Origin of the sequence: Sphingopyxis sp. MC1 (genome assembly GCF_000371385.1) — a bacterium.
Classification (GTDB): domain Bacteria; phylum Pseudomonadota; class Alphaproteobacteria; order Sphingomonadales; family Sphingomonadaceae; genus Sphingopyxis; species Sphingopyxis terrae.
Genome location: NZ_AOUN01000014.1, coordinates 104965 through 126802, shown reverse-complemented (window position 1 = coordinate 126802; position 21838 = coordinate 104965). Strand labels below are relative to the sequence as shown.

General features: G+C 65.2%; 22 protein-coding genes. 12 read left to right on the top strand and 10 right to left on the bottom strand.

Going from position 1 to position 21838, the window contains the following annotated elements; all coding sequences use genetic code 11:
- Nucleotides 1–176: 176 nt before the first annotated feature.
- Nucleotides 177–1460, top strand: coding sequence for a UDP-N-acetylglucosamine 1-carboxyvinyltransferase (gene murA, locus EBMC1_RS14480; RefSeq protein WP_003049268.1), 1284 nt, complete (start codon nt 177–179; stop codon nt 1458–1460).
- Here murA and EBMC1_RS14475 read toward each other — a convergent pair.
- The 5 genes from EBMC1_RS14475 to EBMC1_RS14455 form a co-directional block, all read right to left on the bottom strand.
- Nucleotides 1457–2413: a DMT family transporter gene (locus tag EBMC1_RS14475; protein WP_003049265.1), complete on the bottom strand. Its 957-nt coding sequence runs from the start codon at nt 2411–2413 to the stop codon at nt 1457–1459. The genes murA and EBMC1_RS14475 overlap by 4 nt on opposite strands.
- On the bottom strand, nt 2410–3411 hold the full coding sequence (locus EBMC1_RS14470) for a threonine aldolase family protein (protein ID WP_040590478.1): 1002 nt from the start codon (nt 3409–3411) through the stop codon (nt 2410–2412). The genes EBMC1_RS14475 and EBMC1_RS14470 overlap by 4 nt, the downstream gene beginning before the upstream one ends.
- 112 nt (nt 3412–3523) lie before the next feature.
- Nucleotides 3524–3706 (bottom strand): hypothetical protein, encoded by a 183-nt coding sequence (locus EBMC1_RS14465; protein WP_003049261.1) that lies wholly within the window; start codon nt 3704–3706, stop codon nt 3524–3526.
- A gap of 103 nt (nt 3707–3809) precedes the next feature.
- The gene (locus EBMC1_RS14460; RefSeq protein WP_003049258.1) at nt 3810–4460 is read right to left on the bottom strand and encodes a DUF1345 domain-containing protein; all 651 of its coding nucleotides are present in this window, start codon (nt 4458–4460) and stop codon (nt 3810–3812) included.
- Nucleotides 4457–5674, bottom strand: coding sequence for an argininosuccinate synthase (locus EBMC1_RS14455; RefSeq protein ID WP_003049256.1), 1218 nt, complete (start codon nt 5672–5674; stop codon nt 4457–4459). Before EBMC1_RS14455 ends, EBMC1_RS14460 begins: the two co-directional genes overlap by 4 nt.
- Nucleotides 5675–6058: 384 nt before the next feature.
- Here EBMC1_RS14455 and EBMC1_RS14450 point away from each other — a divergent pair, with 384 nt between their 5' ends.
- Complete coding sequence (locus EBMC1_RS14450; protein ID WP_003049253.1) at nt 6059–6265, top strand: hypothetical protein; 207 nt, start codon at nt 6059–6061, stop codon at nt 6263–6265.
- A gap of 348 nt (nt 6266–6613) precedes the next feature.
- Here EBMC1_RS14450 and EBMC1_RS14445 read toward each other — a convergent pair whose 3' ends face one another.
- From EBMC1_RS14445 to EBMC1_RS14430, 4 genes are read right to left on the bottom strand one after another with little or no spacing between them, the layout of a single operon-like run.
- Nucleotides 6614–7849, bottom strand: coding sequence for an SAM-dependent methyltransferase (locus EBMC1_RS14445; RefSeq protein WP_003049250.1), 1236 nt, complete (start codon nt 7847–7849; stop codon nt 6614–6616).
- Between the two features lie 42 nt (nt 7850–7891).
- Complete coding sequence (locus tag EBMC1_RS14440; protein WP_003049247.1) at nt 7892–8662, bottom strand: molybdopterin-dependent oxidoreductase; 771 nt, start codon at nt 8660–8662, stop codon at nt 7892–7894.
- On the bottom strand, nt 8659–9516 hold the full coding sequence (locus EBMC1_RS14435; protein WP_003049244.1) for a cytochrome b/b6 domain-containing protein: 858 nt from the start codon (nt 9514–9516) through the stop codon (nt 8659–8661). The genes EBMC1_RS14440 and EBMC1_RS14435 overlap by 4 nt, the downstream gene beginning before the upstream one ends.
- A 47-nt stretch (nt 9517–9563) precedes the next feature.
- Nucleotides 9564–11267 (bottom strand): class I adenylate-forming enzyme family protein, encoded by a 1704-nt coding sequence (locus EBMC1_RS14430; RefSeq protein WP_003049241.1) that lies wholly within the window; start codon nt 11265–11267, stop codon nt 9564–9566.
- Nucleotides 11268–11343: 76 nt separating this feature from the next.
- On the opposite strand from EBMC1_RS14430, the gene lgt reads away from it, so the two are divergent.
- The 6 genes from lgt (at nt 11344) to EBMC1_RS14400 (ending at nt 17337) form a co-directional block, all read left to right on the top strand.
- Nucleotides 11344–12225 carry a prolipoprotein diacylglyceryl transferase gene (gene lgt, locus EBMC1_RS14425; RefSeq protein ID WP_003049239.1) on the top strand — a complete coding sequence of 294 codons (882 nt, stop codon included), beginning with the start codon at nt 11344–11346 and terminating at the stop codon, nt 12223–12225.
- A gap of 25 nt (nt 12226–12250) precedes the next feature.
- Nucleotides 12251–13288 carry a class I SAM-dependent methyltransferase gene (locus EBMC1_RS14420; protein ID WP_003049235.1) on the top strand — a complete coding sequence of 346 codons (1038 nt, stop codon included), beginning with the start codon at nt 12251–12253 and terminating at the stop codon, nt 13286–13288.
- The gene (locus EBMC1_RS14415; RefSeq protein WP_003049233.1) at nt 13285–13803 is read left to right on the top strand and encodes a GNAT family N-acetyltransferase; all 519 of its coding nucleotides are present in this window, start codon (nt 13285–13287) and stop codon (nt 13801–13803) included. Before EBMC1_RS14420 ends, EBMC1_RS14415 begins: the two co-directional genes overlap by 4 nt.
- A complete protein-coding gene (pgeF, locus tag EBMC1_RS14410; RefSeq protein ID WP_003049229.1) occupies nt 13800–14567 on the top strand; it encodes a peptidoglycan editing factor PgeF in 768 nt (255 codons plus the stop codon). Before EBMC1_RS14415 ends, pgeF begins: the two co-directional genes overlap by 4 nt.
- On the top strand, nt 14564–15970 hold the full coding sequence (locus tag EBMC1_RS14405; RefSeq protein ID WP_003049226.1) for an SLC13 family permease: 1407 nt from the start codon (nt 14564–14566) through the stop codon (nt 15968–15970). Before pgeF ends, EBMC1_RS14405 begins: the two co-directional genes overlap by 4 nt.
- A 74-nt stretch (nt 15971–16044) precedes the next feature.
- On the top strand, nt 16045–17337 hold the full coding sequence (locus EBMC1_RS14400; RefSeq protein WP_003049223.1) for a cystathionine gamma-synthase family protein: 1293 nt from the start codon (nt 16045–16047) through the stop codon (nt 17335–17337).
- A gap of 37 nt (nt 17338–17374) precedes the next feature.
- Here the strand turns inward: EBMC1_RS14400 and EBMC1_RS14395 are convergent, their stop codons facing one another.
- Nucleotides 17375–18094, bottom strand: a complete 720-nt coding sequence (locus tag EBMC1_RS14395) for an HAD family hydrolase (RefSeq protein WP_003049220.1) — start codon at nt 18092–18094, stop codon at nt 17375–17377.
- A 107-nt stretch (nt 18095–18201) separates the two neighbouring features.
- Here EBMC1_RS14395 and EBMC1_RS14390 point away from each other — a divergent pair, with 107 nt between their 5' ends.
- From EBMC1_RS14390 to EBMC1_RS14375, 4 genes are read left to right on the top strand one after another with little or no spacing between them, the layout of a single operon-like run.
- Entirely contained in the window at nt 18202–19308 is a 1107-nt protein-coding gene (locus EBMC1_RS14390; RefSeq protein WP_003049217.1) for an ABC transporter permease, read from the top strand.
- Entirely contained in the window at nt 19308–20132 is an 825-nt protein-coding gene (locus tag EBMC1_RS14385; protein WP_003049215.1) for an ABC transporter ATP-binding protein, read from the top strand. Before EBMC1_RS14390 ends, EBMC1_RS14385 begins: the two co-directional genes overlap by 1 nt.
- Nucleotides 20132–21073: an MlaD family protein gene (locus tag EBMC1_RS14380; protein ID WP_003049211.1), complete on the top strand. Its 942-nt coding sequence runs from the start codon at nt 20132–20134 to the stop codon at nt 21071–21073. The genes EBMC1_RS14385 and EBMC1_RS14380 overlap by 1 nt, the downstream gene beginning before the upstream one ends.
- Before the next feature lie 2 nt (nt 21074–21075).
- Complete coding sequence (locus EBMC1_RS14375) at nt 21076–21696, top strand: ABC-type transport auxiliary lipoprotein family protein (protein WP_003049208.1); 621 nt, start codon at nt 21076–21078, stop codon at nt 21694–21696.
- Nucleotides 21697–21838: the final 142 nt, after the last annotated feature.

Below are 21838 nucleotides of genomic sequence, written 5' to 3'. Positions count from 1 at the left end.
GGCGACTTCTTCAACAGAATAGGTTGGAGAGCGGACGTTGCGGCAAATCGCCTTGCGCTCGCTGGCGCAAGCCGGGGTGCAAGCCCGGGATGACGATGCCGTGAACATCCTGCTTCGCTCGCAACCCGACCACCGCATCCGCTTGCACGCACCCACGCATCCGCTAAAGACGCCCGATGGATCAGATCGTCATTCGCGGCGGCCAGCGACTCAAGGGCCGTATCCCCATCTCGGGCGCCAAGAACGCCGCGCTCACCCTTCTACCCTGTGCGCTGCTGACCGACGAGCCGCTGACCCTGCGCAACCTGCCGCGGCTCGCCGACGTCGACGGCTTCGGGCATCTGCTCAACCAGCTCGGCTGTTCGACGACGATCGAAGGATCGCGGCCCGAAGATTTCGGCCGCGTGATGACCGCGCGCGCGACGACGCTCACCTCGACCGTCGCGCCCTATGACATCGTCCGCAAGATGCGCGCGTCGATCCTCGTGCTCGGCCCGCTGCTGGCGCGCGCGGGCGAAGCCACCGTATCGTTGCCGGGTGGCTGCGCCATCGGCAATCGCCCGATCGACCTGCATCTGAAAGCGCTGGAGGCTTTCGGCGCCGAGATCGAACTCGCGTCGGGCTATGTGAAGGCCGTCGCCCCCGGCGGGCGCCTTGCCGGCGGCAAGTTCACCTTCCCCGTCGTGTCGGTCGGTGCGACCGAAAATGCGGTGATGGCGGCCGTTCTCGCCAAGGGCACCTGCGTCCTCGAAAACGCCGCGCGCGAGCCCGAGATCGTCGATCTGTGCAACTGCCTGGTCGCGATGGGCGCGCATATCGACGGCATCGGAACCGAAACGCTGACGATCGAAGGCGTCGACCGCCTGCATGGCGCGACCTATCGCGTGATGGCCGACCGCATCGAGGCGGGCAGCTACGCCTGCGCCGCGGTGATCACCCAAGGCGATGTCGAACTGGTCGGCGCCAAGGCGGACGAGATGGAAGCGACGCTCGCCGCGCTCCGCGAAGCCGGCGCGACGGTCGAGACGACCAAGGCCGGGATCCGCGTCGCGATGGACGGCCGCGCCGAACCCGTGACACTGTCGACCGCGCCCTACCCCGGCTTCGCCACCGACATGCAGGCGCAGTTCATGGCGATGGCGACACTCGGTACCGGCGCCTCGCTGTTTACAGAGACGATCTTCGAAAACCGCTACATGCACGTCCCCGAACTCGCGCGCATGGGCTGCGACATCCAGGTCAAGGGCCGCACCGCGATCGTCCGCGGCGTCGATCATCTGGTCGGCGCGCCGGTGATGGCGACCGACCTGCGCGCGTCGATGAGCCTGATCATTGCGGGGCTGGCGGCGCAGGGCCAGACCGAGGTCAACCGCGTCTATCATCTCGACCGCGGCTATGAGCGGCTGGAGGAAAAGCTGCAGGCGGTCGGCGCCGATATCGAGCGGATCAGCGCGGGCTAGTCGCGCTCGACCGGCAAAGACACCATATTGCCGCTTACTGAGGGTTTGGCGGGCCGTTTCGCGACCGCGATCACCAGTCCGACAAGCGCGACCGCGCCGCCCGCGATCGACAGCGGCGCCCAGTGATACCCCTCGAGCGCGGTCGAAAAGCCCATCGCGATGATCGGGATCAGCACGCTCGACCAGGCCGCCTGGCCCGGTCCCACCGCGCGGATGACGCCGAAATAGAGCGGGAAGGTAACGGCGCTCGCAATGACGCCGAGATAGAAGACGCCGCCGATATAGGCCGGCGTCGCCTCGATGCGCGGCGGGCCGGTGGTGATCCACGCAAAGGCGCCGTCGGCAAGCGCGCCGAACAGCATGGCCCACGCGATCATCACGATCATCGACTGCGCGCGCGCGAAATGCGTCCCCTGCATCACATTGGAAACCGAGGCGCTGAGCACCCCCGACAGGGTGAGCGCGGTTCCGATCAGCACGGCGTGCGCGTCGAGCGCGGCGGCGCGATATTCGTGCAGGATCATCATTGCCACCCCGACGATCGCAATCCCCGCCCCCGCCAGAAAACGCGCCTCGATCGGTGTGCGGAGGAACAGGCGGCCGAGCAATGTGTTGGGAACGATCAGCAACGCGAACAGCACCGCCACCAGCCCCGACGTGATATGCTGCTCGGCGCGGTAGACGAAATTGAAGTTGAAGGCGAATTGCGCGACGCCGAGCATGGCGGCAAATGCCAGCGCGCGCGGACCCGGCATCAATCGCTCGCGGCGGACGACGGCAAAGGCGAACATCGCCGCCGCCGCAACCGCGAAACGATAAGTGACCGACCAGCTCGGCGGCACAATGCCAAGCTGTCCCTTGATGACGATCCAGGTCGATCCCCAGATCAGCGTCACCAGCGCAAAGGGAAGCAGGACGCGCGGGCTGAGCAGCGACGCCGACGGTGCGGTCATAGCGCCGCGATCGCGGCGGCGAGCGGCGCCACCGCGGCGGCATCCTGGTCCCAGCTGGTGACGAGACGCGCGGCGCCCTCGCCCCAATCGTAAAAGTCGAAGCCCAGGGCGCGCAGGTCGGCGGCTTCCTCTGCGCTCAGCCGCACGAAGAGTTCGTTTGCCTCGACGGGGTGCATCAGCCGGCCGCCGCACGCCTGCGCGAGCGCCTGCGCGCCGGCATTGGCGGCGCGCGCATTGGCGAGCCACAGATCGTCCTTCAGCATCGCGCGGATCTGCGCGGCGACGAAGCGTCCCTTGCTGAGCAGATGTCCGCCGCGCTTCTTGAGCTCGCGAACGCCCGCACCGCCGCTGCCGCCGAAGAAAACCAGCGCCTCGGCCATCATCGCGCCATTTTTGGTGAAACCGAAAGACAGCGCATCGACTCCCGCGCGCCATGTCACATCAGCGGGCGAACAGCCGGCGAAGGCGACCGCATTGGCGAAACGCGCGCCGTCCATATGCAGCTTCATGCCGTTGGCCCGCGCAATTTCGCTGATCTCACCCACCTCGTCCGGCCGCCACGCCAAGCCATATTCGGTGGCGTTGGTGATGCTGATCGCGGCGGGCTGCACCTGATGCACATCCTTGCGGATGCCGGCGATCCGCGCCTTCAGCGCCTCGGCGTCGATCTTCGCACCCGCGCCCGGCAGCGTCATCAGCTTGGCGCCGCCCGAATAGAAGGTCGGCGCACCGCATTCGTCGACTTCGATATGCGCCTCTTCATAGCAGAGGATACCCTGCCACGGTCGCACGAAATGGGCGAGGATGATGCTGTTCGCCGCGGTGCCGGTCGCAATCCACACCACCTCGCAAGAGGTTTCGAACAGGTCGGAAAAGGCCGCGTCGAGCGACTGGCTGATCGCGTCGCCGTCATAGGCGGTGTCGACATGATTGGCGGCGGCAAGCGCCTCCATTACGGCGGGGTGGACGGCGGCGGCATTGTCCGAAAAAAAGCGCATGGCGGTCATGACGTCGCCCTTAGCGCAGGATGTGACGTCATGCTAAGCCGTTATTTGTGAAATTCAGTGCCATTCGTTCGCGAAATCGAGACAATATCCTTTCAAAAGGAAGTTAATGGCGCCGGCGATAGATTTTGCGGCCCAGCGAGCGCGACCAGCGCACATAATAGGCACCGGGCAATAGCAGGCGCGTGGCGATGCCATGCGTCGTTATGATCAGGGCAAAGCGTGGCAGCCATACAAGGCAGGGCATCCATTCGTGACGGGCGGAATCATGGGCGGGCGGCGCATCCATATGCTGTTCTCCGAGTCCGCCCCATTTCCGCAAATTAGCATAAGCCGGGGAGAATGGAGACCGGAAACGCCGCGTCGCGCGACCATCGGCCCGGCAATCCGGTTCAACCGCCGCTGAGACTGTTTATCGTGAAAGCGATGACGCCGATGTTGAAGACGAAAGCGGCAAAGCTCTGGACCAGTGCGATGCGGCGCCAATGGGGGCTGTGGATCTCCACATCGCTCGTCTGGAAGGTCATTCCCAGCGTGTAGGCGAAATAGGCGAAATCCCAATATCCGGGCTGGCGCTCGCCGGGAAAGTCGATGCCGCCGCGATACTCGCCCTTGCGATCGGGCGCGTAGAACAGATGCGCATAGTGCAGCGCGAACACCATGTTGAAGAACAGCCAGGCGACGAGCAGCGTGCCGAGCACCAAAATCTTCTGCCAGAGCAGCGGCGCGTCGGCGCGGCCATGGAGAATGAAGCCGACGCCGAACAGCACAAGCATCAGCACCGCGACGGTGATCGCGAGCGAGATGAGCTGATCGGGATCGTTGCGCTCGGCCTGTTCGCGGATCGCGCCATTGCCGTCGCGGAACAGCGGCACCAGCGTTGCGAAGAAGACCAGTGCTGCGGCGACGAAGCCGAGCAGCGCCGCCTCGGGCCAGGCGAAGCGCAGATGAAAGAGCGGTATGTCGGCGAGCAGGACGGTGAACAGCACAAAGCGCCACGGCACCCGGGCCTGCCGGATCGCCGTCTTGCCCGTCCGCGTCACCGATCGCGCTTCGCGAGCAACTTGAGACGCAGCGCGTTCAGCTTGATGAAGCCCGCCGCATCCTTCTGGTCATAGGCGCCGGCATCATCCTCGAAGGTCACATGTGCTTCGCTGTAGAGGCTGTTCGGCGACTTGCGGCCGACGACGCCGGCATTGCCCTTGTAGAGCTTCAGGCGGACGGTACCGCTCACCTTTTCCTGACTGTGGTCGATCGCCGCCTGCAGCATCTCGCGCTCGGGCGCGAACCAGAAGCCATTGTAGATGAGCTCGGCATATTTCGGCATCAGCTCGTCCTTTAGGTGCGCCGCGCCGCGATCGAGCGTGATGCTTTCGATCCCGCGATGCGCCCGGGCATAGATTTCGCCGCCCGGCGTTTCGTACATACCGCGCGACTTCATGCCGACGAAGCGGTTTTCGACGAGGTCGAGGCGGCCGATGCCATGCTTGCGGCCAAGGTCGTTGAGCGCCGCAAGCAGCGTCGCGGGCGACATCGCCTGACCGTTGAGCGCGACGCCATCGCCGCGTTCGAAATCGATCGTGATATATTCGGGCGCGTCGGGTGCATCCTCGGGATTCACGGTGCGCGAATAGACGTAATCGGGCGTTTCCTGCCACGGATCTTCGAGCACCTTGCCTTCCGAGGACGTGTGCAGCAGGTTCGCGTCGGTCGAGAAGGGGCTTTCGCCGCGCTTGTCCTTCGGCACCGGAATCTGGTTCTTTTCGGCGAAGTCGATGAGCGCGGTGCGGCTCGTCAGATCCCATTCGCGCCACGGCGCGATGACCTTGATATCTGGGTTGAGTGCGTAGCAGGACAGCTCGAAGCGCACCTGGTCATTGCCCTTGCCCGTCGCGCCGTGCGCCACCGCGTCGGCGCCCGTTTCGCGGGCGATTTCGACCAGCCGCTTCGAAATCAACGGCCGCGCGATCGACGTGCCGAGCAGATAATCGCCTTCATAACGCGCATTGGCGCGCATCATCGGGAAGACGAAGTCGCGCACGAATTCCTCGCGCACATCGTCGATATAGATATGCTCGGGCTTGATCCCCATCAGCTCCGCCTTGGCCCGCGCCGGTTCGAGTTCCTCACCCTGTCCCAGATCGGCGGTGAAGGTCACCACCTCGCACCCATAGGTGACCTGCAGCCATTTCAGAATGACGCTGGTGTCGAGTCCCCCCGAATAGGCAAGGACGACGCGCTTGATGGATTCGGACATGGCAGTACCTTCTGGCGGGAAATGACGCGGGCGCGGCTAGCAGGACTGCCGACGCGGCGCAACGGCCCGATCGGAAAAAGAGACGGAAAACTGCGAAACTTCACGCGCAAATCATAGTCGCGCAGCCGCTGGCGGCCTCAACGGCAGCCCAAACGCGACAAGAGAACCGGTGCGCAGGGTCAAAATATCTCCTTCTTCGCTTTGAGGCGGCCGCGTCGAAGCGGCCAAGCGATCAATCTGGGTGGACACAAACGGCATAAGCAGGAGGCTAGCGCGGCCCGGTTTTGTAGGACAGCGATTTGCTGGGATGAAATGGCGGCGTCCGACTGATTGCGGACCTCGCGAATCCAAATTATATGACCAATTGAAGGAGCTTAAGGTCCCATGATCCAGACGGCGCTTGATCGGCTGTCGATTGCCTTCGCCGGGGCGGTTCTGGGCTTGCTGCTGGCCGAGTATGGTTATGGCGTCCAAGGATTAGAGAAGCCTGAGAACCTCGCTTATGGCGCACTTGTTCTTACTCTAGGAGCGCTTGGAATTTTCAGGATGACAGCGGCCAAGACCCCTATGCATAACTCTGAAACCCAGTGAACCAGAGTTCGCTTCCAAACCTATATCAGCCGTTCCCTGCTTATTTGGACGGAATCACTTCTAAAGACCAATTGTAGAAATCTACTTCATCGTCATCCCGGACTTGATCCGGGATCCATTATTCCGACGCTGAGTGAATGGATCCCGGATCAAGTCCGGGATGACGACTGAGGTGGAGCCCAGCATCTATATGTGTTCCCCGGCGAAGGCCGGGGTCTAGGGCTTTACGGCACCGACGTCAGCGTTCGACGCCCTAGACCCCGGCTTTCGCCGGGGAACACGAAGCGGTGAGCGGCGAAGTCCCCTTCCACCCCGAAGCAGACGCCTGCTGCCTTTCCCATCGCGAGGCTAAAGATAATGCCCCTCGGCTTCAGCCATATAGTCGCGGGTCAGCGGCAGGGCGTGGCGGCTGCGGGCGAACTGGATCTGGTAATTGCCCATCCCGCCGCTTTCGAAGGCCGCGGTGGCGCCGGCCAGGTAGAAGGTCCACATGCGATAGAAACGTTCGTCCATCATGGCGACGATCTCGTCGCGATGCGCCAACGTGCGCGCATACCATTGGCGCAGCGTGCGCGCATAATGCAGCCGCAGCGTTTCGACGTCGGTGACGATCAGCCGACTCTTTTCGCTCGCCGCGACCGTTTCGCTGAGCGCGGGGATATAGCCGCCGGGGAAGATATATTTGCGCGTGAAGGCGTCGGTCGCACCGGGTTTGCCGAAGCGGCCGATGGTATGGAGCAGCATCACGCCCTCGGCGGTCATCAGATTGGCGCAGGCGCGAAAGAAGGTTTCGAAATTGGCGGCGCCGACATGTTCGAACATGCCCACCGACACGATCCGGTCGAAACCCCCGACCTCGCGCTCGGCAAGGTCGCGATAGTCGATCAGTTCGAAGCGCACCCGGTCGGCCACACCCGCCGCCGTGGCGCGTTCGCGGGCGAGCGCGAGCTGTTCTTCGGACAGGGTGATCCCCAGCACCTCGACCCGTTCGAGCTGCGCGAGGGCGATCGCCATGCCGCCCCAGCCGCAGCCGATGTCGAGCACGCGCTGCCCCGGCGCCAGCGCCAGCTTGGCCGCGATATGCGCCTTTTTCGCCGCCTGAGCCTCCTCCAGCGTCATGTCGGGGCGCGGCCAATAGGCGCAGCTATATTGCATGTCGCTGTCGAGGAAGAGGCGGTAGAGGTCGTTGCCGATGTCGTAATGATGCGCGACATTCGCGCGCGACGAGCGCCGGCGGTTGATCGAATTGAGCCGCGTCTTCATCCCCTCGATCCATTCGCCGAGCGCGGTCTTGTCCTTGAGCTTTGCGCCGCGGTCCCATGGCGTGTTCGCGCGCAGCAGGCCGATCAGCTCCATGATATCGCCCTGCACGATCTCCATCTCGCCGTCCATGAAGGCTTCGGCGGCGCCGAGCCGCGGATCGAGGATGATGCGGCGCATCCCCTTTCGCGTGGTAAAACGCACCGTCACTTCGGGATAGCCGGCGGCCGGCGCGCCGAAGCTTTCGCTGCTCCCGTCCGGCGACAGGACGGTCAGCTGGCCGTGACGGATGACGCGGGCCAGGAACGGGCGGAGAATGGACATGGGTGCGACCTTTTCGACGTCTTGCCTGCCCCCTGCGCCCCCCTAAATACCCGCATACCATTCATAATCAATGCGGTCTTCCCAGAAGCCGCCCTTCCCCGCACCCACCTTGTCGAGGCTGGCGACCGCTTCGATGCCGGTAAGATATTTGGCATGTTTGTAGCCGAGCTGCCGCTCGATCCGCAGCCGCAACGGCGCGCCGTTGGCGATCGGCAATACCGATCCGTTGAGCGCCCACGCAAGGATCGTTTGCGGATGAAGCGCATCGACCATGTCGCAGCTTTCATAATAAGCCGCGCCGCCGATCCGGTCGGCACAATGAAAGACGATATAGCGCGCCGCATCGCGCACCCCTGCCGCTGCCAACACCTGGCGCAGTTGCGGCCCCATCCATTCGGCGATCGCGCTCCAGCCCTCGACGCAGTCGTGGCGGGTGATCTGCCGACGTTGCGGCATCGCCCGCAAATCGGCGAGCGACAGCGACAAGGGCCGCGCGACCAGCCCCGATATGCGGACGCGCCAGCCGGCAAAGCCGTTCGCGGCGTGCGCGGCATAGTCGGCCCCTTCGGGCAGGCGGGTGCCGTTGGCGCGAAAGACGGGCGACAGGTCGGCGCGGCCATATTCGGGCGCGAGGGCGTCGCGGTCCGTCAGCGCTCGCTGGCTGGCGCGGTTCATCTCCTCACCCATCGACAGGATCTTGCGCACCGCGGGCGCCTCGTTGACCCGATCGCACGCGGCGAGCAGCGGCAGCGCGGCTGCCATGCCGCCCGCGCGGACGATCAGTTCGCGTCGCGGCAGGATCAGGCCGGTCATGCGTTTTCTCCCACGCGAGGCTTGTCGGCGGGGAGACGGAACCAGCCCGTAAGCATCGAGCGCAGTTCGTTGACCGGCCCGGCGAGCAGCACCATCGCGATATGGACGAGGAAGAAGGCGACGAGTGCCCAGGCCAGGATGAAATGGATCGAGCGCGCCGACTGGCGCCCGCCGAACAGGTCGAGCAGCCACGGCGCGGCGGCATTCATCCCCGGCGACATCGTCAGCCCGGTCGCAATCATCAGCGGCAGCAGCACGAAGATCACGCCGATATAGCTGAGCTTTTGCAGGATATTGTACCGCGCCGCCGCTTCGCCCGTCGGAAAGCGCAGCCGGGCGTGATCCTCGATATCCTGCCAAATATGCCCCGGCGACCATTCGGGGCGCCGGACGTGCAGATCCTTGCGCAAATGCCCGCCGATCACGGTCCACAGCATATAGAGCGTCAGGCTGATCGCCAGCACCCAGGCGAAGAAGAGGTGCCAGCGCCGCCCGTCGGCAAGGCTGTAGCTGGTGGGAATCGTCGCCCAACCCGGAAAGGCCCAGGTCTTCGTCGCGCCATCGGCGTCGGTCCAGCGGCCAAGCACACCCGTCGTGTCGATCTCGACCGCGGCAATGCGGAGGTAGCCGCGATTCGCCTTCGACCCGATCGACAGCCACGGCTGGTCGTAGTTCGCGCCATATTGCCCCCAATAGAGGCGCGGGTGCGCGTTGAAGATCATCAGCCCGCTCATCAGCATGACGAGCAGCGTCGCGGCGTTGATCCAGTGCCAAAGCCGCGTCGGCAGCCGATGGCGATAGACGCGCGGCGGCGGGGCGGCCGCGGGGGCGACGGGGGACTGGTCCTCTTCCATATCCCTCATTCGCTCCCGCTCCCTCTCCGGTTACGCCGTCTTTGCGATCATGCCGCGGGCTGGGCCGCAAATTCCTCGCGATATTTGTTGCGCAGGCTGACCTTGTCGATCTTTTCGCTGCCCAGCTTCGGCAGCGCATCGGTCGCCATCCAGATGCGATAGGGCACCTTGAACGCCGCCAGCCGCTCCTGCAGGAAGGCCGTCAGTTCGTTTGCATCGACGCTGCTCTCGGGTTTCAGCCACACGACCGCGCCGACTACTTCGCCCAGCCGCTCGTCGGGCAGGCCGAACACCGCGCATTCGTTGACGTCGGCATGTTCGTAGATCGCCGCCTCGACCTCCTGACAGCTGATATTCTCGCCGCCTCGGATGATGATGTCCTTCTTGCGATCGACGATGAACAGATAGCCGTCGGCATCGAGATAGCCGAGGTCGCCGGTGCGGAAATAGCCATTGTCGAAAAAGGCCGTCTTGGTCGCCGCCGGATTGTTCCAATAGCCTTCGAAATTGCAGATCGACCGGATGCATACTTCGCCGACCTGTCCCTGCGCGAGCGCCGCGCCATTGTCGTCGAGGATCGCAAGATCGACGAGCGGTTTTGAGGCGGGGCCGGTTGAAAGCGGCTTTTCGACATAATTTTCGTTGATGATGCCGCAGCCGACGGCGTTGGTTTCGGTAAGGCCATAGCCGAGCAGCGGCTTGCCCTCGCCCATTTCGGTCGCAAGGCGCTTCACATGTTCGGGCGGGCGCGGCGCGCCGCCGCCGGCGTAGCTCTTGCACGTCGACAGATCGTAATTCTTGCGGTTCGGGTGGACGAGAATCTCGTAGCTCATCAGCGGCACGCCGACGAAATAATTGACCTGTTCGTCCTGGATCAGCCGCATCGCCTCTTCGGCATTCCACTTCGGCATCAGCACAAGCTTCCGGCCGAGCGCGAAGCTTTGCAGGAACACGGGGATTTCGGCGGTGACGTGGAACAGCGGGGTGCAGATCAGCGTCGCGGGCTGAATATCGGACATCTGCCCGTCTTCGGTCAGAAGATGGACGATGCTCGCGGTCTGGGTGACATAGTTGAAGATCGCCTGGACCACCGAACGGTGACGCGAATAGGCGCCCTTCGACTGACCCGTCGAACCCGAGGTGAAGAGAATCGTCGCCAGATCGTCGCCGGTGAGCACGGGCAAGGCGGTGTCGGCGCTGCCGCTGACCGGCGCGATCGCTTCGTCGATCGGGCGCGTGATGTCGAGCGTCACGACCTTGGCACTGTGCGTCACGCCGGGTTCGGCCAGCCGCGCCGCGCGCTGCGGATCGGCGATTACCAGCTTCGCCTCCGCATCCTCGATCCCCGCGGCCAGCTCACCGCCCTGCCACCAGCCGTTGAGCAGCGTCGCGCAGCCGCCCGCAAGCAGGATGCCGAGGTAGCTGACGCACCAGGCATTGGCATTGCGCATCGCCAAGCCGACACGGTCGCCGCGCGCGACGCCGTGCGTTTCGATCAGTCCCGCCGCAACTTTCCGCGCGGCGGCATAGACCTGTTTGAAGCTCAGCCGTTCATCGCCTTCGACCAGAAAGGTGGCGTCGCCATGCTGCGCACAAAAAAACGCAACATAGTCGCCCAGATTCGTCGGCGCATTGGTGATGAAGGGCAGCGAACGCCCGTCCTTTTCGATGGATCCGACCTGGATCGGCCCGCCGGGGCCGGTGATCAGTTCATATGCGGCGTCCAGGCGCAGATCGAGCGCGGATGGCATCCTGTATCTCTCCTCTTGGTCTCGTGGCGCTTACCCCTTATGGGGAAGCCCTCTCCTGGGGAAGGTCCGAGAATATATGTTTCTTTTTGCAACCCTAGCCGAAGCAACGCAATATGTGAACTTCCATGACCTGATGGGAGACAATAGCGCGATTGCCTTTTCGGTATTCGGGCTTCCGATCCGTTGGTACGCCCTCGCCTATCTCGCGGGCATTTTCGTCGGCTATTGGTATCTTACCAAGCTGATCGACCAGCCGGGCTCGCCGATGGCGCGCCGTCACGCCGACGACATGATCTTCTATGCAATGCTCGGAATCATCCTGGGCGGACGCATCGGCTATGTCCTGTTCTACAATCTGGAATCCTATATCCGCGATCCCGCCGCAGTCTTCCGCCTCTGGGACGGCGGCATGTCGCTGCACGGCGGCGTACTCGGCGTGCTGGTCGCGATCTGGTATGTAACGCGCAAGGAGAAGCTCAGCTTTCTGCGCTTTTGCGACTATGTCGCGTGCGTTGTGCCCTTCGGCCTCTTCTTTGGCCGCCTCGCCAATTTCGTGAACGGCGAGCTGTGGGGTCGCGCCACGACGGTGCCGTGGGCGATCATCTTTCCCGAAAGCGGCACGATGGACCCGCGGCATCCCAGCCAGCTTTACGAAGCGGGACTGGAAGGCATCGTCATGATGGCGGTGCTCGCCTGGTTCTTCTGGCGCACCGATGCGCGCTACAAGCCCGGATTCCTGTTCGGCATGGCCGCGATCCTCTATGGCGTCAGCCGTTTCGTCGTCGAATATTTCCGCGAACCCGATGTTCAGCGCCAGTGGGTCGTCGACATGACCGGCCTGTCGATGGGCCAGTGGTTGACCGTGCCGATGCTGCTCGCCGGCATATGGCTCGTCGCGACCGCCAAGGGCCGGCGCAAGCGCGTCGAACCCGTCGCGGGGTCCGACAGCGTTGCCTGACGGACCGCCGACCCCCGACGATTTGATGAGGGAAATTGCCGCGGCGCGGACGGTGACGGTCGCCGATTATATGGCGGCGGCGAACGCGCATTATTACGCGACGCGCGACCCGCTCGGCGCCGCGGGCGATTTCACCACGGCGCCCGAAATCAGCCAGATGTTCGGCGAAATGGTCGGCGTCTGGATCGCCGACCTGTGGACGCGTGCGGGCGGCCCCGCCTTTCATTATGTCGAATTGGGGCCGGGGCGCGGCACACTCGCCGCCGACGCGCTGCGCACCGCCGCCCGCTTCGACTGCAAGCCGCAAGGCCTCCACCTCGTCGAGACGAGCCCGGCGCTGCGCGCGGCGCAGTCGGCACGCCTGCCGGACGCAGAGCATCATGACGAGATCGACAGCCTGCCGGACGACCTGCCGCTGATCGTCATCGCCAATGAATTTTTCGACGCGCTGCCCGTCCATCAATATGTGGCAACGAAGGACGGCTGGCGCGAGCGCATCGTCGTGCGTGGGGGCAACGGCATAACCGCTGCTCCGGACACGGTTCCCGCGGACGAGGCCATACCGCCGGCGCTGCGCGACCGCGCCGAAGGCACGATCGTCGAAACCGCGCCCGTCGCCGCCGCGGTGATGCATCAGTGCAGCGCACGGCTCGCACGGCAGGGCGGCGCAATGCTCGCGATCGACTATGGCTATTGCGGCCCCGCCACCGGCGACACGCTGCAGGCGGTAAAGGCGCATCGTTTCGCCGATCCCTTCGCCGATCCGGGCGAGGTCGACCTGACCGCCCATGTCGACTTCGCAGCGCTTGCCCATGCCGCGCGGCGCCCCGGCACGAACGTCTTCGGCCCCGTTGATCAGGGCGCGTGGTTGCAGGCGATGGGCATTGACGCCCGCTTGCCGACGCTGGTCGCTGCCTCGCCCGCACGCGCGGCCGATTTGCAGGGACAGCGCGACCGGCTGGTCGCGGGCGATCAGATGGGAACATTGTTCCAGGCGATGGCGCTGACCGGCGCCGGCTGGCCGCAGCCCGCCGGATTCGATAGTTCGGGAGAGATTGCATGACCGACGTCACGCTCGCCACCGCTGCCGACGCCGACGCGCTGTCGCGCTTTGCCGAAGCCGCCTTCGTGCAGACCTTCGGTCATATCTACGATCCCGCCGACCTTGCGAGCTTTCTCGCGGACTGGAATCCGCCCGAGAAACTGCGCGCACAGATCGCCGATCCCGCGATGGTAGTCGCGCTCGTCCGCGGCGCCGACGAGGCGATCCTCGGCTATATCAAGCTTGGTCCCATCGATTTCGATCTGCCCGAGGGGCAGCCGGCGGAGGGCGCGACCGAACTCCACCAGCTTTATGTCGCCGCCGAAGCCAAAGGGACGGGCGTTGCCGCGGCGCTGATGCAATGGGGCATCGACTGGGCGCGCCAAAGGGCATCGATCCTCTATCTATCGGTCTTCACCGAGAACCCGCGCGCGCAGGCTTTTTACCGCCGCTATGGCTTCGTCGATGTCGGCCGCAACGCATTCCGCGTCGGCAACCATATCGACGAAGACCGGATCTGGAGGCTCGACCTGTGACCCCGCCTTTCACCACCGCCGCGCCGCTCGCCGGGGTCGCGCACGGATTTTTCGGACGGCGCGGCGGCGTGTCGACCGGCGAGCTTGCCTCGCTCAACTGCGGCGTGGGATCGGGAGACGATGCCGCGCTGATTGCGGAAAATCGCCGCCGCGTCGTCGCCGCCGTGCTGCCCGGCGCTACTCTGACAGGGCTTTATCAGGTGCATGGCAATCGCTGCCATATCGTCGATGCGGACAGCGACCTTGCCGCCCGGCCCGAAGCCGACGCGCTGGCGACGCGCACGCCGGGCATATTGCTCGGCATCCTCACCGCCGATTGCGTCCCGGTGCTGTTTGCCGATCGCTCGGCCGGCGTCGTCGCGGCGGCGCATGCCGGGTGGAAAGGCGCAATCGCGGGGGTCACCGACGCGGCGCTCGGCGCGATGGAAAGCCTCGGCGCGCGGCGCAGCGATGTCGTCGCGGCGATCGGCCCCTGTATCGGCCGCGCGTCCTATGAGATCGACGACAGCTTCGTGCGGCGCTTCGTCACCGACGATCCCGCCAACGAACGCTTCTTCGCGGCCGGCAAGCCGGGACACGCCATGTTCGACATCGCCGCTTATGTCGCGGCGCACCTTGCGGCGGCGGGCGTCGCCACGGTTGCCATCGGCGGGCAGGACACCTACGCCGGGGCAGAGGATTATTTCAGCTATCGCCGCGCCTGCCATAAAAGCGAGAACAGCTATGGCCGGCAGCTTTCGGTGATCGGATTGGGGGACGGATGACGCGCACGCGCCTGCTCGGGCTGATCGGCGGCTTGCTGGCTTTCGTCGCGATGCTGGCGCTGCCGGCCCCCGCGGGCATGGAACCGACGGCGTGGCGCGTTGCGGCGCTGACCGTCCTGATGGCAATCTGGTGGATGACCGAAGCGATGCCGCTGACCGTCACCGCACTCCTTCCCTTCCTGACCGTCCCGGCCTTCGGGGTGATGGACGCCAATGCCATCGCCAAGGAATATTATTCGCCGATCCTGTTTCTGATCCTGGGCGGTGCCTTCCTCGCACTCGCGATCGAGCGCGTCGGGCTGCACCGCCGGCTCGCACTGGCGCTGCTCAAGCGCGCGCCGCCGACCGCGACCGGGCTGCTCTTCGCCTTCATGGCGGCGACCGCGCTGCTGAGCATGTTCATTTCCAACACCTCGACCGCGCTGATCATGGTGCCGATCGCGCTGGCGGTCGTCGGAGCCGCCGGCGCCCGCGAGGGCGATACCGAGGGTTTCCCCGGCGCCGTGATGATGGGGATTGCCTTCGCCGCTTCGCTCGGCGGACTGGGCACATTGGTCGGCAGCCCGACCAACGCCATCGCCGCGGGCCTGATCGAGCGGACGCTCGGGCTGCACATCTCCTTCCTCGACTGGGCGATTTATGGCGTGCCGGTGGTGCTTGTGTCGGTGCCCTTTGCGATGATCGTCCTTGCGCGGGTGCAGCGGCTTGCCGAGCATCCGTTCGACGGGCGCGCGGCGGCGGCCGCGCTCGGCAACCAGGCAATCTGGTCGACCGCCGAGCGGCGCGTCGTGCCCGTGTTTCTGCTCGTGCTGATCGCCTGGGTGATGCAGCCCTGGCTCGAACCGCTGTTCCCGAAGGGCGCGCTGACCGACGGCACCGTCGCAGTAGCGGGCAGCCTGCTGCTGTTCGTCGTGCCCGACGGCACCGGCCGACCGCTGCTCGTCTGGAAGGAAGCCGATCGCGCGCCCTGGGGCGTCATCATGATGTTCGGTGGCGGGCTTGCCCTCGCTGCCGCAATCACCGAGAGCGGACTTGCTGCCTGGCTGGGCGCGGTTCTCGCACCGCTCGGTTCGATCCCGACAATCCTCCTTGCGGCGGTGATTGTCGCGCTGACGATCCTGATCACCGAATTCGCCAGCAATGTCGCAACGGCGAGCGGCATCATGCCCGTGCTCGCCGCGCTGATCGCCGCGACCGGCACTGATCCCGTCCTCCTTGCCCTGCCCGTCGCGATGGCGGCAAGCTGGGGCTTCATGCTGCCATCGGGAACGGGCCCCAACGCGCTTGCCTGGGCGACGGGCAACATCGCTCTGCCGCGTATGCTCAAGGCGGGGCTGGCGCTCGATCTGCTCGGCGTACCGCTGCTCATCGGCATTATCTGGGCCATCGCCGCACTTGCCTGACCCGGCTGACCGCGAACCGGTTTCAATCGTAACCAACCTTGCTATAGCTGCGTGATCATTCTCAGGAGCATGTCATGGCCACGCGCGGCAAGAACAAGGCGAATATCGAAGCAGTCGGCGGCAAGAAGCTGACCCCCGCGACGCAGATGATGGGGCATGGCTATGACCCCTTTCTGTCCGAAGGCGCGCTGAAGCCGCCGATCTTCCTGACCTCGACCTTCGCGTTCGAAAGCGCGGCGGCGGGCAAGCGCTTCTTCGAACATATCACCGGCAAAAGGCAGGGCCCCGCCGATGGCCTTGTCTATTCGCGCTTCAACGGCCCCAATCAGGAAATCGTCGAGGACCGGCTGGCGCTGTGGGACGGCGCCGACGATGCGCTCGTCTTTTCAAGCGGTATGTCGGCGATCGCGACGCTGATGCTGGCGCTCGTCGGACAGAATGACGTGGTCGTCCATTCGGGGCCGCTCTATGCCGCGACCGAGACGCTGATCGCGCGCATCCTCTCGCGCTTCGGCGTCGGCTTCGTCGATTTTCCGGCAGGCGCGACGCGCGAGCAGATCGACGACGTGCTCGCCCGCGCCCAGGCGCTCGCCGACGAAAAGGGCGGCAAGGTCGCTCTCGTCTATCTCGAAAGCCCAGCGAACCCGACGAACGCGCTCGTCGATGTCGAGGCGGTGCGCGGCGCACGCGATGCCGCCTTCCCCGGCGACCACAAGCCCGCGATCGCGATCGACAACACCTTCCTCGGCCCGCTCTGGCAACAGCCGCTCAAGCAGGGCGCCGAACTCGTCGTCTATAGCCTGACCAAATATGCCGGCGGTCATTCGGACCTGGTCGCGGGCGGTGTGGCGGGCGATCAGCGGCTGATCGACATCATCCGGCCGATGCGCAACACGATCGGCACCATCTGCGATCCCAACACGGCGTGGATGCTGCTGCGCAGCCTCGAGACGCTCGAACTGCGCATGAGCCGGGCGGGCGAGAATGCGCTGAAGGTCTGCACCTTCCTGCGCGATCATCCCAAGGTCGAAGGACTAGGCTATCTCGGCTTCATTGCCGACCCGCGCCAGCAGGACATCTTCGACCGCCACTGCAGCGGCGCGGGATCGACCTTCTCGCTGTTCATCAAGGGCGGCGAGGAAGAGAGCTTCCGCTTTCTCGACGCGCTCAAGATCGCGAAGCTCGCGGTCAGCCTCGGCGGCACCGAAACGCTCGCGAGCCATCCGGCGGCGATGACGCATCTGTCGGTCCCCGACGAACGCAAGAAGGCGCTGGGCATCACCGACAATCTCGTCCGCATCTCTATCGGGATCGAGGATGCCGACGATCTGATCGCCGACTTCGCGCAGGCACTGGACGCGGTCTGAGCGGAAGCGAGGCAAGCCTCCCGCACCGCCGGGATGACTATGTCTTCTGCCGCCAGTCGACGACGGCCCATCCCCGCTGCGGCGCCAGCTTCTTCAGCGCGCGCGACGGCGTCGTCGCCACCGCCTCGTCGGCGAAGCCCAGCATCGGATGATCGGAGACATGATCCGAATAGGCGCGGATGTGCGCGTCTTCGCGGGTGATGGCATTATCGGCGAGCCATTCGCCGATGCGCGCGAACTTGGCCGCGCCATAGCAATTGTCGCCCGCCAGCCGCGCGTGGATGTGATCGGCGCCGTCGGGTGCGTCGAGGCGGGTCGCCAGCACATCATCGATGCCCAGCCGCCGCGCGATCGCATCTACATAGAGATGGAAGGACGCGGTCGCGAGGAGGACGCGGTAACCCGCCGCGCGGTCGGCCGCGATCTGGTCGAGCGCCGCCGCGTGCACGCCGCGCGCAATGACCTGATCGGCATAGCTTTCGGCGAGCGGAGCGATCTCGGCGCGGTTGAAACTCTTTCCGACCAGCAGCCGCAGATTGATCGCCTTCAGCCGCGACCGGTCGATCAGACGCAAGGAATAGGCGGCGGCGGCAAGCGCCACCAGCGGCAGCAACAGCAGCCGCCATTGCTGGCGCCGCCGCGCAACGTGCATCAGAAAGCCGCTATACGTCCCCGACCGCGTGATCGTGCGGTCCATGTCGTACATCGCGACACGATGCGCATAGTCGCGGACGGGATCGAGCGTCGGAACCTCCATACTCCCGCTATAACCGCGCGCCCACCGCCGGCCAAGAGCGCAGCCTGCCGCAAGCGCGGCCAATTCGCTTGCCGTGCCCTGGCAAATAATCCAATGTCGCCCGCGTCATGGCGGTTTGGGCGGACTTCGAAACGAACGATGGCGCTGACGGCGCAGAGGTCCGCTTCTCGGGCCGGTTGACGCTCGCCCGGATGGGCGACCTGCCGCAGCGGCTCGACGAGCTTGGACCGATTTCGCTCCTCGATCTTTCAAATATTACCCGCATCGACACCGTCGGGGCGTGGATCGTGACGCGCACGATGCATCGCCACGACGCGAAGGTCGTCGGCGCGAGCCAGGATGCGCAGCGGCTGCTCGACGCGCTGGCGAACGACACCAGCGAGTATCGCATCCATGGCGACCGGCGCCCTGCCTGGGTGCGTATGCTCGAACAGCTCGGCACCGCAAGTGTGGCGATCTGGAACGAACTGCTTGGCATCATTGGCTTTTTCGGCGCGATGGTCGTCGCGCTGTTCAACCAGATCCGCGCCCGCCGCGCGATCCGCTGGAATGCGATCGTCACGCGGTTCCAGACCGTCGGCGTCGACGCGCTGCCCATCATCGGGCTGATGAGCTTCCTGATCGGCATCGTCATCGCGCAGCAGGGATCGGTGCAGCTCAAGCAATTCGGGCTCGAGGTGTTCACGATCAACCTCGTCGGCCGTGCCTCGATCCGCGAGCTGGGATTGCTGATGACCGCAATCATGGTCGCCGGCCGGTCGGGCTCGGCCTTCGCCGCGCAGATCGGGACGATGAAGCTGACCGAGGAAGTCGATGCGATGCGCACGATCGGCGTGTCGCCGATGGAGGCGATCGTCCTGCCGCGCGTCGCGGCGTCGACGATCACCATGCCGCTGCTCGGCTTTTATGCCAGCATCTGCGCGATCATCGGAGGCGGCATCTTCTGCTGGGTCGGGCTGGAAATCCCGCCGCTGACCTATGTCCAGCGCATCCGTGAAATCATCCCGATGACCGATTTCTGGATCATGCTGATCAAGGCACCGGTTTTCGGCATCCTGATCGGCGTCACCGGCTGTTACGAAGGGATGCAGGTGCGCCAGAACGCCGAGCAAGTCGGCAAGCGGACGACCTCGGCGGTTGTCGCCGCCATCTTCCTCGTCATCGTTCTCGACGCCTTTTTCGCCGTTTTCTTCACCTCGCTGGGCTGGAACTGATGGCCGAGCTCATCGAACCCGAAAAATTCGACATTGCGATCAAGGTGCGCGGCCTGTGCAACCAGTTCGGCGATGCGGTGATCCACGAAGACCTCGATCTCGACGTGCGGTCGGGCGAGATATTGGGCGTCGTCGGCGGATCGGGTACCGGCAAGTCGGTGCTGATGCGGTCGATCATCGGGTTGCAGATCCCGACCGCGGGCGAGGTCGAAGTCTATGGCAAGACGCTCGACACGATCGTCGACGAAGAGGAATCGCGCGACCTGCGCCGTCGCTGGGGCGTGATGTTCCAGGGCGGTGCGCTGTTCTCGACGCTCACCGTTGCGGAGAATATCCAGGTGCCGCTGCGCGAGTTCTATCCGCGCATGGACTCAGAGCTGCTCGACGAAATCGCGGCCTACAAGGTCGCGATGGTCGGCCTGCCAAACGATGCCGGCCCCAAATATCCGGCCGAGCTGTCGGGCGGCATGGTCAAGCGTGCGGGGCTGGCGCGGGCGCTGGCGCTCGATCCGGCGCTGCTGTTCCTCGACGAACCGACCGCGGGGCTCGACCCGATCGGCGCCGCGAAGTTCGACGAGCTGATCCGCGAACTGGCCGACACGATGGGGCTGACCGTGTTCCTGATCACCCACGACCTCGATTCGCTCTACGCGACCTGCGACCGGGTCGCGGTGCTGGCCGAGAAAAAAGTGATCGCGGTCGGCACGATTCCGGAACTTCTTGCCACCGAGCATCCTTGGATACAGGAATATTTCAACGGACCGCGCGGACGCGCCGCCTCTGGCAGCAACGACGCGCTGACGCGGGCAGATAGGAAGAGCTGATGGAAACGCGGTCGAACAATGTTCTGGTCGGGGCCTTCGTCCTGCTGTTCACCGTTGCGCTCGCGCTGTTCGTGGTCTGGCTGGCGAACGACAGCGGCGGCAAGCGTCAGGAATATGATATATTTTTCAAACAGTCTGTCGACGGATTGAACAAAGGCGCACAGGTGCAATTCTCCGGTGTTCCCGTCGGCCAGGTGCGGCAGATCGCGCTGTGGCCCGACGATCCGCAATTCGTCCGCGTGCGTATCGAGGTCGACGAGCATGTGCCGGTGCTGCAGGGGACGACCGCGGCGCTGGAAGGCGTCGGCTTCACCGGCGTATCGCAAATCTCGCTCGACGGCGCGGTCAAGGGCGCGCCGCCGATCGCCGACAAGGGCCCCGCCGGCAAACCGGTCATCCCGACGCGCGTCGGTGGGCTCGGCGAACTGCTCAACACCGCGCCGCAGCTTCTCCAGCGCCTGTCGACGCTGACCGAGCGGCTGGCCGAACTGGCCGACGACAAGAATCAGGCGAGCTTCGCGGCGATCCTGAAGAATGTCGAGCAATCGACCGCGATCCTCGCGCGCAACGGCCCGGCGATCGAAGCCGCGCTCGCCGACACGCGCGTCGCGATCCAGCAGACGGGGACCGCGGCCGAACAGATCGGCAATCTTGCCGCCGCGACGCAGGGCACGATCGACCGCAATGTCGATCCTGCGATGCGCAATCTGCGCGACACGCTCGCCTCCGCAAACAAGTCGATGCAGACGCTCGAATCGGCGATTTCGGACGCCCGGCCCGGCCTCAAGACCTTCAGCGAAACGACGATTCCCGAAGCGAATGCGCTGATCCGCGACCTGCGCCGCACCTCCTCCTCGCTTTCGAGCCTGACCGACAAGCTCGATCAGCAAGGCGCGGGCGCGGTGCTCGGCGGCAGCAAGCTGCCCGATTACAAGAAATGAGGATGACGACCGCCATGCCCCACCCGCTTCGCCGTCTTCGCACTCCCGCGCTGCTCGCGCTGGGCGCGCTGTCGCTCTCGGCCTGTGTCAGTTTCGGCGGCAAGGCGCCGCCCTTTCTGCTCACGCTCGATTCCGATGTCGCCCCGGTCGTCGGCGAGGCGCGCTCGGCGGGCGAAGCGCAGACGCTGACGATCCTGATCCCGAATGCGCCGCAAAAGCTGCGCACCACGCGCATCCCCGTGCAGCAGGACGATGCGAGCGTCGCCTATGTCAAGGACGCCCAGTGGGTCGAGGCGCCGCAGCGCCTGTTCCAGCGGCTCCTGTCGGAAACCGTCGCGGCAAAAACCCCGCTGGTCGTGCTCGACGAGGGCCAGTATCTGACCGCGCCGGGCGAACAGCTTGCCAGCCAGCTGCTCGAATTCGGCGTCGATGCGCGCACCAACGAAGCGGTCGTCTCGCTCCAGGCGATGCGCGTCGCGGCGGGCGGCAAGACGGTGACGCAGCGCCGCTTCGAGGTGCGCGAACCGATCGGCGGCAAGATCGAGGCAAAGCCGGTCGGCGAGGCGCTGACGCGCGCCGCCAACAAGGTCGCCGCCGACATCGCGGCCTGGCTCGCCGGCTGACGCGGGCCGCGCCGGCTCGCGGCCGCTCCGCTCTTGCGCTTTGCGCTCCTGCCCCTTAGGGGCGAGCCGCGGCCGCGATAGCCGCCTCTTTCGCGCATCGCCTCTTTCGGGTTTCCGGCGTGCGCCTCCCGCACGAGCCCGC

What these genes read in the sequence shown, in the direction of transcription:
- EBMC1_RS14455 (WP_003049256.1), bottom strand. Translation starts at nt 5,674, where the DNA reads ATGTCCGAATCCATCAAGCGCGTCGTCCTTGCCTATTCGGGGGGACTC.
- EBMC1_RS14440 (WP_003049247.1), bottom strand. Translation starts at nt 8,662, where the DNA reads ATGACCGGCCTGATCCTGCCGCGACGCGAACTGATCGTCCGCGCGGGC.
- EBMC1_RS14415 (WP_003049233.1), top strand. Translation starts at nt 13,285, where the DNA reads ATGACCGACGTCACGCTCGCCACCGCTGCCGACGCCGACGCGCTGTCG.
- EBMC1_RS14405 (WP_003049226.1), top strand. Translation starts at nt 14,564, where the DNA reads ATGACGCGCACGCGCCTGCTCGGGCTGATCGGCGGCTTGCTGGCTTTC.
- EBMC1_RS14395 (WP_003049220.1), bottom strand. Translation starts at nt 18,094, where the DNA reads ATGGAGGTTCCGACGCTCGATCCCGTCCGCGACTATGCGCATCGTGTC.
- lgt (WP_003049239.1), top strand. Translation starts at nt 11,344, where the DNA reads ATGTTTCTTTTTGCAACCCTAGCCGAAGCAACGCAATATGTGAACTTC.
- EBMC1_RS14420 (WP_003049235.1), top strand. Translation starts at nt 12,251, where the DNA reads ATGAGGGAAATTGCCGCGGCGCGGACGGTGACGGTCGCCGATTATATG.
- EBMC1_RS14430 (WP_003049241.1), bottom strand. Translation starts at nt 11,267, where the DNA reads ATGCCATCCGCGCTCGATCTGCGCCTGGACGCCGCATATGAACTGATC.
- EBMC1_RS14475 (WP_003049265.1), bottom strand. Translation starts at nt 2,413, where the DNA reads ATGACCGCACCGTCGGCGTCGCTGCTCAGCCCGCGCGTCCTGCTTCCC.
- EBMC1_RS14470 (WP_040590478.1), bottom strand. Translation starts at nt 3,411, where the DNA reads ATGCGCTTTTTTTCGGACAATGCCGCCGCCGTCCACCCCGCCGTAATG.
- EBMC1_RS14465 (WP_003049261.1), bottom strand. Translation starts at nt 3,706, where the DNA reads ATGGATGCGCCGCCCGCCCATGATTCCGCCCGTCACGAATGGATGCCC.
- EBMC1_RS14400 (WP_003049223.1), top strand. Translation starts at nt 16,045, where the DNA reads ATGGCCACGCGCGGCAAGAACAAGGCGAATATCGAAGCAGTCGGCGGC.
- EBMC1_RS14375 (WP_003049208.1), top strand. Translation starts at nt 21,076, where the DNA reads ATGACGACCGCCATGCCCCACCCGCTTCGCCGTCTTCGCACTCCCGCG.
- EBMC1_RS14435 (WP_003049244.1), bottom strand. Translation starts at nt 9,516, where the DNA reads ATGGAAGAGGACCAGTCCCCCGTCGCCCCCGCGGCCGCCCCGCCGCCG.
- EBMC1_RS14380 (WP_003049211.1), top strand. Translation starts at nt 20,132, where the DNA reads ATGGAAACGCGGTCGAACAATGTTCTGGTCGGGGCCTTCGTCCTGCTG.
- EBMC1_RS14390 (WP_003049217.1), top strand. Translation starts at nt 18,202, where the DNA reads ATGGCGGTTTGGGCGGACTTCGAAACGAACGATGGCGCTGACGGCGCA.
- EBMC1_RS14450 (WP_003049253.1), top strand. Translation starts at nt 6,059, where the DNA reads ATGATCCAGACGGCGCTTGATCGGCTGTCGATTGCCTTCGCCGGGGCG.
- murA (WP_003049268.1), top strand. Translation starts at nt 177, where the DNA reads ATGGATCAGATCGTCATTCGCGGCGGCCAGCGACTCAAGGGCCGTATC.
- EBMC1_RS14445 (WP_003049250.1), bottom strand. Translation starts at nt 7,849, where the DNA reads ATGTCCATTCTCCGCCCGTTCCTGGCCCGCGTCATCCGTCACGGCCAG.
- EBMC1_RS14385 (WP_003049215.1), top strand. Translation starts at nt 19,308, where the DNA reads ATGGCCGAGCTCATCGAACCCGAAAAATTCGACATTGCGATCAAGGTG.